The 9,870-nt window shown below is 66.6% G+C and carries 8 protein-coding genes; 3 read left to right on the top strand and 5 right to left on the bottom strand.

Annotation, left to right across the window (positions count from 1 at the left end; translation table 11 throughout):
* Positions 1 to 60: 60 nt before the first annotated feature.
* From QMX83_RS17525 to QMX83_RS17510, 4 genes are all read right to left on the bottom strand, one after another.
* Complete coding sequence (locus tag QMX83_RS17525) at positions 61 to 783, bottom strand: MliC family protein (RefSeq protein ID WP_282297926.1); 723 nt, start codon at positions 781 to 783, stop codon at positions 61 to 63.
* Between the two features lie 107 nt (positions 784 to 890).
* Positions 891 to 2,684, bottom strand: coding sequence for a DUF4105 domain-containing protein (locus tag QMX83_RS17520; protein ID WP_282297925.1), 1,794 nt, complete (start codon positions 2,682 to 2,684; stop codon positions 891 to 893).
* The gene (locus QMX83_RS17515) at positions 2,684 to 2,986 is read right to left on the bottom strand and encodes a DUF2388 domain-containing protein (RefSeq protein WP_282297923.1); all 303 of its coding nucleotides are present in this window, start codon (positions 2,984 to 2,986) and stop codon (positions 2,684 to 2,686) included. Before QMX83_RS17515 ends, QMX83_RS17520 begins: the two co-directional genes overlap by 1 nt.
* Before the next feature lie 61 nt (positions 2,987 to 3,047).
* Positions 3,048 to 4,436 carry an FAD-binding oxidoreductase gene (locus QMX83_RS17510; protein WP_282297922.1) on the bottom strand — a complete coding sequence of 463 codons (1,389 nt, stop codon included), beginning with the start codon at positions 4,434 to 4,436 and terminating at the stop codon, positions 3,048 to 3,050.
* A 163-nt stretch (positions 4,437 to 4,599) separates the two neighbouring features.
* Between QMX83_RS17510 and serA the strand changes: the two genes are divergently transcribed.
* Positions 4,600 to 5,841 (top strand): phosphoglycerate dehydrogenase, encoded by a 1,242-nt coding sequence (gene serA / locus QMX83_RS17505; RefSeq protein WP_282297921.1) that lies wholly within the window; start codon positions 4,600 to 4,602, stop codon positions 5,839 to 5,841.
* A gap of 118 nt (positions 5,842 to 5,959) precedes the next feature.
* Here serA and QMX83_RS17500 read toward each other — a convergent pair whose 3' ends face one another.
* Positions 5,960 to 6,541 (bottom strand): NUDIX hydrolase, encoded by a 582-nt coding sequence (locus tag QMX83_RS17500; protein ID WP_282297920.1) that lies wholly within the window; start codon positions 6,539 to 6,541, stop codon positions 5,960 to 5,962.
* Positions 6,542 to 6,742: 201 nt separating this feature from the next.
* Here QMX83_RS17500 and QMX83_RS17495 point away from each other — a divergent pair, with 201 nt between their 5' ends.
* Positions 6,743 to 8,218 (top strand): amino acid permease, encoded by a 1,476-nt coding sequence (locus QMX83_RS17495; RefSeq protein WP_282297919.1) that lies wholly within the window; start codon positions 6,743 to 6,745, stop codon positions 8,216 to 8,218.
* A gap of 60 nt (positions 8,219 to 8,278) precedes the next feature.
* Positions 8,279 to 9,706, top strand: coding sequence for an amino acid permease (locus QMX83_RS17490; RefSeq protein ID WP_282297918.1), 1,428 nt, complete (start codon positions 8,279 to 8,281; stop codon positions 9,704 to 9,706).
* Positions 9,707 to 9,870 lie beyond the last annotated feature (164 nt).

The following is a 9,870-nucleotide window of genomic DNA, read 5'->3' as shown; positions in this document are numbered from 1 at the left end:
GAGCCACGCCCTGCGTGGCTTTGCGGAGTCAGACGAAACACAGCCACGCAGGGCGTGGCTCTACGGCTTCGAGGCCACCGCCGGCGCACCGGCAAAATCACCACAGCCGTGATACTGCTTGGCACCCACGGTCAGCATGACCGTCGCACCAAACGCCTTTCCACTCATGCTGTCCTCGCACACGGTGCGCTGGAACGTCAGCTTGATGTCGGTGCCATCTTCCGCCTTGCCTGACCAGCCATCCTGGCCCTGCGTGGGCGCAGCGATCTCGTACTTGATCTCGCCATAGTGGGTTTCGACATGCAGGCGCGGCGCTTCACCGTCGCTGACCTGTGCCAGCCAGCCCGGTTCGTTGCCAGTGGCGCGGAAGGCGGCCGCGGACGCGGTCGGCGTGGTCGCCGCAGGTGCCGCTTCGCCTTCGGTGCCCGAGCCGGTGCAGCTGCGGTCGGACTCGCCAGCCAGGGTCAGGGTGCCTTCGGTGGTGCCCTTGGTCCAGAACACATTGCCCTGGCCATCGCCGTACTTCGCGCCGGAGGCAGCGGTTTCAGAAGACATCACGAAGGTGCGCCCACCGACGACAACGGTGGCCGAATCCTGGCCGCGATAGGTGGCCTGCACGGCGAGGTCCCCGCACTGGAACGCATAGGTGCGTTCATCGCTGGTGGGGGTGCCGGCCGGTGGCGCGACTTCGGCGGTGCCGGTGTTGGCGTCCTGCGCGGCGGGCTGGCAGGCGGCCAGGCTTGCAGTGATCGCGGCGCTGAGAATCCAGGGGGAAATGCGCATGTTCGACTCCTTGCCGATCGGTTACGTCAGCAGATCATCCTAGACGCAGGCCCGTGAAGCGTGGATTAGCACCCCGTAGAGCCACGCCCTGCGTGGCTTCGCAGTGTCTAATCGCGCGCCAACCGCCGCATACGCTCCCCCAACCGTTCCAGGCTGTCTTCGATGATCCGCAACTCCTCCTGCTGCGCACGGGGCAACCGTTCCCGCAGCTCCAGTTGCAGCGCACTCCACCCACTCACACCACGCGCGCTGAGCTGCGCCGTCGCAACCTCCGCCGCCGCACGTTCTTCGCCCACCGGCACACCATACCCACCCGCCGGCAACAAACTCGCCGGACTCACCAACTGCCCGGCGTCATCCAGCAGTGCCAGCAACGCCGCATGTGCGGCATCGACTCCACCACGCGGATCGCTCAACGCACGCTTCAATCCCGAGCGCGCACGCAGTTCTTCGCGATTGCGCGCGGCCTGCTCCAGCAGCAGCATCGCCGACGTCGCGCGCAAGCCACCCTGCTCCCCCCAGACCGCGCGCTGCGCGGCAGGCAGTTGCAGCCACGCGGTGACGTCGGCTGCCGGCACCGCCAGCTCGGCCTGCACCACCTCGAACAACTGCTGGTAGTGCGCCTCAGCGGAGGGAAAGTAATAACCCTGACGGGTCGCCTCAGGCCGATCATCCAGCACGGAGGTATCCGCCACACCCTGCCGTTGCAGTCGCGACAACAACCCACGCGGGGTGATCCGGTTCAGCCCCTCTTCGCCCAGGCGCGGCACGCCTTCCTGCAGCAGCTTGCCGGTTTCCACCGCACAGTTGTTGCTGATGAAGCGGTAGCTGCCGTTGTAACTCCAATGCACCTGTGCGACCCGCTCCAGCAACGCGGCGATCTCCTCGTCACGCAATGCCAGCGGAATGGAAGACAACCCGCGCAGTTCCACCTGGGTGTACTCGTTGATCACCTGGTTCAGCGGCAACACGAACAGTCGCGAAGGATACGCGCCGGTCAACCCGGCCCAGCTGGAAATCTGCACATCACTGACGAAGGCGCGGAACGACAACACCCGGTGGTGGGCCAGGTCCATGCGGCAGGCCGGCCCACGCGGCCGACCCGGCGCGCAGATCACCAGGCGCAGCATGCTGTGGCCCCAGCGACTCATCAGCGCGTCATTGCCTTCGGCAAGCAGGTACTCGACGGCGTAGACGCGCGACGGATCCAGCTCCATCAATGAGGCCTGGCCGCTGATCTCGCCGGCCTGCACCAGTGGCAGGCGTGCGTCGCACGGCGGCGTAGGGGTGTCGCGGTGGCCGATGTGTTCGGCAAACCACGCCGCCAGTGCCGGGCGACGGCAGGCGTAATCCGGATCCAGCAGATAGTGTTCGGCGTTGACCGCCAGGAATTCGGCAGGGCTGTACCGCTCGTAGGCGTCCGGGCTGCGCGCGCTGAACGCGTTGCTACCGCGCCCCATGCGCCAAGGGCGCTGCTGCCAGCCGGCGAGGTCGCGCCAACGCGAGGTGCTCGACCAGCCGCCGTCGGCAGCGCGGTCCAGCACATGGGTCAGTTCATGGATCAGCGCCGCCTGAAGCGCACGTGGCAGCGGCTGCCCGGGGTGTACGTCGCTCAACAAGGCTCGCTGCAGCGTGATCGTCCCGGCCCGGGCGCGACCATGGACGCCGTCGGGTAGCTGATCGGACCAGCGCACCGGCACCGGCGCGTGGAAACGGGCCTGCCATCCGGCCGGCAGCAGGTCCGGCGCAGCGGTCATCACCTGCGCCGCCGCCACCTGCTCGGCGGCATCGAGGCCTGACGGCTGCAACTCCAGTTGCAGCGCGGCGTGGGCGGCCGGAGCGGCCAGCAACGCCGCCAGGACCGCCGCGCATCGGCGCAGGGCCCGGCGGCGCAACGACATCAGCGGGCCAGCAGGGTCCGCGCCAGGGCCATGTCGCTGGCCTCGCGCTGGGCGGCATCGTGCTCACGCAGGTGCAGCAGGGCCGCTTCGAGGCGGGCACCGCGGATCGCGCCGTCGCTGGCGACGAAGGCTGCGGCGTCTTCGCGCGCATCCAGCACCACCTTGTCATCGTCGGAGCTGGACGAGCCGGCCGACGAGGCACCGGATGCGGAGCCTGCCGAAGAACCGGCGAAGCTGGAGGCCAGGGCCGAAAGCGGCAGCGACAGAGCAAGCACGGCAACAACAAGAATCGGACGCATCATCAGGGTGTCATTCAGGCGGGAAAGCACAGAGCGTATCGGGTGCGTGAAGAACTGTCGCGTCCTACAGGTCAAAAACCTTGCCCGGGTTCAGCAAACCTTGGGGATCAAACGTGCGTTTGACCGCCTTCATCAGCGCGATTTCCGCCGCGCCGCGGGTGCTGTCCAGATAGCCCTTCTTGACCAGACCGATGCCATGTTCGGCGGAAATGCTGCCATCGAACTCCTTCAGCACCTGGGCCAGCAGCTTGGTCACATGCTCGCACTGCTGCAGGAATTCGGCGTCAGCGGTGTCGTCGGGCTTGAGCACGTTGATGTGCAGATTGCCGTCGCCGATGTGGCCAAACCACACCACGTCGAAGTGCGGATAGGCCTGTCCGATCAGCGCCTGGGTCTGGGCCAGGAACGCCGGCATGGAGGAAATCCGGACGGACACATCATTCTTGTAAGGCTTGTAGCGCGCCACCGCCTCGGTGATGCCCTCGCGCAGGCGCCACAGCTGCGCGGCCTGGGCATCGCTCTGGCTGACCACGCCGTCGCTGACCCAGCCCTGCTCCATGCAGGCCTCGAACGCCGCCATCGCGGCCGCCTCCTGGGCCTCGTCGCCAGCGGCGAACTCGGTCACCACGTAGAACGGATGCACCTCGGCAAACGGGGCCTGTGCGCCGTGCGCCAGCACGTGCTCCAGCGCCCGGTCCGTGAAGAATTCGAACGCCTGCAGTTGCAGGCGCTCGCGGAAGGCCGCGAACACCTCCATCAGCACCTCGAACGAGGGCAGCGCCAGCAGCATCACGTTGCTGGCCGGCGGCGGGTCGGTAAGCTTCAGGGTGGCCTCGACGATCACCCCCAGGGTGCCTTCCGAGGCGATCAGCAGCTGGCGGAAGTCGTAACCGCTGGAGTTCTTGATCAGCCCCTTGTTCAACTCCAGCAGCTCGCCGTTGACGGTGACCACCTTCAGGCCGGCGATCCACTCGCGCGTGTTGCCGTAGCGGATCACCCGGATGCCGCCGGCATTGGTGGCGATGTTGCCGCCAATCGAACACGAGCCCCGCGCGGCGAAATCCACCGGGTAGATCAGGCCGTGTTCCAGCGCCGCGTTGTGCACGGCCTCCAGTGCCATGCCGGCCTGCACGGTCAGGGTGCGGTCCACGGCATTGAATGCCAGCGGCTTGTTCATCCGCTCCAGGCTCAGCACCAGCTCGCCGTTGGCGGCCACGGCACCACCGGACAACCCGGTGCGACCACCCGAGGGCACCACGGCCACGCCCTGCGCGCTGCACCAGCGCAGCACAGCCTGGACCTCTTCCACGCTGGCCGGCAAGGCGATGGCCAGCGGAGCGGGCGTCCAGCGCCGGGTCCAGTCGCGTCCGTAATGCTCCAGGTCGGCCGCATCGGTCTTGAGCCGCAGCCCGGGGCAGTCCTGCAACAGCGATTCAAGGCGCGGGTCGGTCATGGCGGCTCAAAGGCGGGAAACGGCCAAGGGTAGCGCACGACCGTTGGTCGCGCGACCTCGAACAACGCCCCGATGGATGCATCTGAAACCGTTGCCGCGCCGCACCATCGCGGTGCCGTTCTGGCATAGTGGTCAGCCCTCTCCACCGTGCTGCACTTTGCCCATGTCGCCGAAGAAGACCTCGTTCCCGAAGCAGGATATCCGTGTGCTGTTGCTCGAGGGGGTCAGCCAGACCGCCATCGACGTGTTCAGCGCCGCCGGCTATTCGCAGATCGAGGTGCACAGCAAGGCACTGCCGGATGACGAGCTGAAAGCCCGCATCGCCGAGGCGCATATCGTCGGCATCCGCTCGCGCACCCAGCTCAGCGCCGACGTGCTGGCCCATGCCAAGCGCCTGATGGCGGTGGGCTGCTTCTGCATCGGCACCAACCAGGTCGACCTGGAAGCGGCGGAACTGGCCGGCATTCCGGTGTTCAACGCGCCCTACTCCAACACCCGCAGCGTCGCCGAACTGGTGATCGCCGAAGCCATCATGCTGACCCGTGGCATTCCGCAGAAGAACGCCGAATGCCATCGCGGCGGCTGGTCCAAGTCGGCCGCTGGCAGCCATGAAGTGCGCGGCAAGACCCTGGGCATCGTCGGCTACGGCCACATCGGCACCCAGGTCGGCGTCATGGCCGAAGCCATGGGCATGCAGGTGATCTTCCACGACATCGAAACCAAGCTGTCGCTGGGCAACGCCCGCGCCGCCATCGATCTGGACGACCTGCTGGCCCGGGCCGACATCGTCACCGTGCACGTGCCGGAAACCCCGGCCACACAATGGATGATCGGCGCGCCGCAACTGGCGAAGATGCGCCCGGGCGCGCACCTGATCAACGCCGCGCGCGGCACCGTGGTCGATATCGAGGCACTGGACGCCGCGTTGCACGCGGGGCATATCGGCGGCGCGGCGCTGGACGTGTTCCCGGTCGAGCCCAAGGGCAATGGCGACGCCTTCGTGTCGCCGCTGACCGCGCACGACAATGTGATCCTCACCCCGCACGTGGGTGGCAGCACGCTGGAAGCGCAGGACAACATCGGCGTGGAAGTGGCGGCCAAGCTGGTGCGCTACAGCGACAACGGCAGCACCCTGTCGGCGGTCAACTTCCCGGAAGTCACCCTGCCCGAGCACGCCGACAGCCTGCGCCTGCTGCACATCCACCAGAACGTGCCGGGCGTGCTGTCCAAGGTCAACGAGATCTTCTCGCGCCACAACGTCAACATCGACGGCCAGTTCCTGCGCACCGATCCCAAGGTCGGTTATGTGGTGATCGACATCACCGCCAGCGAGGAACAGGCCGCCGGCGTGCGCGAGGAACTGGCGGCGATTCCGGGCACGCTGCGCACGCGGGTGTTGTACTGATCTATCGGTTGCACGCAATACATGCTTTTGTAGAGCCGGGCTTGCCCGGCTGCCGGCGGCGTGCACAAAGCTTCAGCCGGGCAAGCCCGGCTCTACGTCATGGGCCGTCGGTTTGGCATCAGCGCGCCAACCACCTGTTCGCCATGCGCGGCAACGACGGATCGCCATCCGGCGTCTCAATCGCCTCGGCCGCCACCTCGGCCACCGTGCGCCACGCCAGCGCCAGCGACTCCTCGCTGACCACGAACGTCTCGCTGCCCAGCGCCCGCACCACGTAGCGGGCGTCGTAATGCCAATGCCCCGGCACGTCCTTGCGTTCGGGAATCCAGTGCTTGTCGATGTCGAACAGTCCCCCGTCCTCCAGCACCAGCCCGCTCAGACCGGATTCCTCCTCCGCCTCGGTCAGCGCCACCTTGGCCAGGTCGCGCTCGCCGTCAGCGTGGCCGCCCAGCTGCAGCCAGCGGTCCAGCTTGCGGTGATGGGTCAGCAGGATGCGCTCGCCATCGGCGCTGACCAGCCAGGCGCTGCCGGTGAAGTGCCCGGCCAGCCGGCTGCGCAGGAACGGGTTCTCGGCATCGTCCAGAAGTGTGCTGAATTCGTCAGCGAGCGCGGCGTGTTCGGGATGCCGGCTGGCGTAATCGGCCAGCTGTGCACGCAGAGCGGCGTCTTGTCCTACAAGGGATTCGGAGTTCAGCGACATGGAATCGGGGGGCGGCGGCGGATTTGACCCATTATCGCCGCCGATGCTGCATTTGCGCTTGTGCGCAGGCTTCAGCTTTGGCTAAGGTACAGCGGGTCGCCCGTTGGGGCGGCACCACCCCAATCAAGGGGGCGCGGCAATGTATCGCGCCCCGCTCATTCCATTCAGCGAGGCCTGGCCTCGCGTTACGGGAAGCACTGCATGCTGAAGTCTCTGTTGAGGGTCAAACCGGTGGCACCGGCCGGGCACGTCGATGCCGGTGAGCCGATCGAAGGCAGCCTGGATGGCGAAGCCACACTGAAACGGACCCTCACCGCGAGACACCTCATCCTGCTGGGCATCGGCGCGGTGATCGGCGCGGGTATCTTCGTGCTGACCGGCCAGGCGGCCGCCAATCACGCCGGCCCCGCCGTCATGCTGTCATTCGTGATCGCCGGCTTCGCGTGTGCCCTCGCCGGCCTGTGCTACGCCGAATTCGCGGCGATGATGCCGGTCTCCGGCAGCGCCTACTCCTATTCCTACGCCACCCTCGGCGAAGGCATGGCCTGGTTCATCGGCTGGTGCCTGGTGCTGGAGTACCTGTTTGCCTCGGCCTCGGTCGCAGTGGGCTGGTCGGCCTATCTGATCAGCTTCATCACCACGACCCTGCACATGCCGTTCCCGGACGCGCTCAGCGCCGCGCCGATCGCCTGGACCGGGCAGGAGTTCGTCTCCTCCGGCAAGCTGTTCAACCTGCCCGCGGTGCTGATCGTGGCGGCCGTGTCTGGCCTGCTGTACGTGGGCGTGACCCAGTCGGCCTTCGTCAACGCGATCATCGTGGCGATCAAGGTCACCGTGATCTGCCTGTTCATCGGGATTGGCGCGGCGCATATCGACCCGGCCAACTGGACCCCCTTCATTCCGGAAAACACCGGTGTGGACGGCCAGTTCGGATGGAGCGGCGTGTTCCGCGCGGCCACCATCGTGTTCTTCGCCTACATCGGCTTCGACGCGGTTTCCACCGCCGCCGGTGAAACCAAGAATCCCCAGCGCAACATGCCCATCGGCCTGCTCGGCTCGCTGGCCGTGTGCACCGTGGTCTACATCATTGTCTGCGCGGTGCTGACCGGCATGATGCCGTACCACCTGCTGGGCACCGACAAGCCGGTGGCCACCGCCCTGGAGCCCTACCCGACCCTGGGCTGGCTGAAGACCTTCGTGGAAATCGGTGCGATCGCCGGCCTGTCCTCGGTGGTGCTGGTGATGATGATGGGCCAGACCCGCATCGCCTACACCATTTCCCGCGATGGCCTGCTGCCGAAGGTGTTCGGCAAGGTCCACGCCCGCTTCCGCACCCCCTACTGGGCCACCATTGTGGTGGGCGTGATCGCCGCTGCGCTGGCCGGGCTGGTGCCGCTGAACGTACTGGGTGAGCTGGTGTCGATGGGCACCCTGCTGGCCTTTGCCACGGTCTGTGTGGGTACTCTGGTGTTGCGTCGTACCCGTCCGGAGATCGAACGTCCGTTCCGGGTCCCGGCGGTGTGGCTGATCGCCCCGCTGGGTGCGTTGACCTGTCTGTTCCTGTTCTGGCAGGCGTTCGTGGTGCACTGGCACCTGTTCGTCGGCTGGACGGTGCTGGGCCTGCTGATCTATTTCGGTTACGGCATCCGCAACAGCAAGCTCGCCAAGCAGTCATAATTCCGCAACGGGCCGGCCCAGTGCCGGCCCGTTCGTTTTCACCCGACAAGACCCAAACACATGCTTAAACAACTGTGGGCCACCAAGCACCCGCACGCTGCCCATGAAGACGCCAATGGGCTGAGCCTGAAGCGCCACCTGGGTCCCTGGGGCCTGACCGCGCTGGGTATCGGCGCGGTGATCGGCGGCGGCATCTTCGTGATCACCGGGCAGGCGGCGGCCAACCACGCCGGTCCGGCGATCATGCTGTCGTTCGTGCTGGCCGCCATCTGCTGTGCGTTCTGCGCGCTGGCCTATGCCGAGTTCGCGTCCATGGTGCCGGTCTCGGGCAGTGCCTACACCTACACCTATGCGACGTTCGGCGAGCTCTCGGCGTGGTTCATCGGCTGGATGCTGGTGCTGGAGTACGGGGTCTCGGCATCCGCGGTGGCGGTCAGCTGGACTGGCTACTTCCTCAGCCTGTTAAGCCATTTCGACATCCATCTACCGGCCGCGCTTGTGAGCGCGCCACTGGACGCGCAGCTGCGTCCGACCGGGGCGATCGCCAACATTCCGGCGGCGATCCTGGTGCTGCTGCTGACCTGGCTGTGCTACGTGGGCATCAGCAAGTCCTCGGCGATGAACATGGCGATGGTGGTCCTGAAGACCGGCCTGATCATCCTGGTGATCGTGGTCGGCTGGAAGTACGTCGACCCGGCCAACTGGACCCCGTTCATTCCGGAGAACCAGGGGCCTGGCAAGTACGGCATGGAAGGCGTGCTGCGCGGCGCGGCGATGGTGTTCTTCGCCTACATCGGCTTCGAGGCGGTGTCGGTGGCAGCGCAGGAATCACATCGGCCGCAGCGTGACATGCCGATCGGCATGATGCTGTCGCTGGTGATCTGCACGGTGCTGTACATCGCGATGGCGGCGGTGATGACGGGCCTGGTGCCCTACTCGCTGCTGGGCACGGACGAACCGGTGGTCACGGCGGTGGCCGCGCATCCGCAGCTGGGCTGGCTGCGCGTGGTGGTGGAGATTGGTGCGCTGATCGGCCTGTCCTCTGTGGTGCTGGTGATGGTGATCGCGCAGCCGCGCATCTTCATGATCATGGGCCGCGACGGCCTGCTGCCGCCGGTATTCACCAAGATCCATCCGACCTACCGGACGCCGCACATCAACACGGTGATCACGGGCATCGGCATCGCGCTGCTGGCGGCCTTGTTCCCGTTGGACGTGCTGGGTGAGCTGACCTCGATGGGCACGCTGATCGCGTTCGCGGCGGTGTGCGCGGGCGTGCTGATCCTGCGCCGCACCCAGCCGGACCTGCCGCGTCCGTTCCGGATTCCGGCGGCGTGGCTGGTGTGCAGCCTGGGCGTGTTGAGCTGCCTGGCGCTGTTGTCGGCGATGACGCTGCACAACTGGATGCTGATGATCGGCTGGACGGTGATCGGGTTTGCGATCTACTTCCTGTACGGGTTCAAGCACAGCCGCCTGCGCGGGCGGTGATGCTTGCCCTTCGCGGTTGTTTTATCGCGAAGATCAAGAGCGGTGGCTCTGTATTGATCCTGGTTTGGGCGGGTCGGGACGGGCGTTCCGGGGGACGGCGCAAGTACGTCCCTGTAGCCTCGATCGCCGCATCCATGCGGCTCACGCCCCCTCCAGCCCATCCC

It is taken from the genome of Stenotrophomonas sp. PS02289, from assembly GCF_029960115.1.
Classification (GTDB): Bacteria; Pseudomonadota; Gammaproteobacteria; order Xanthomonadales; family Xanthomonadaceae; genus Stenotrophomonas.
The sequence above is the reverse complement of the archived record's forward strand: the minus strand, read 5'-3'. Positions and strand labels throughout refer to the sequence as shown.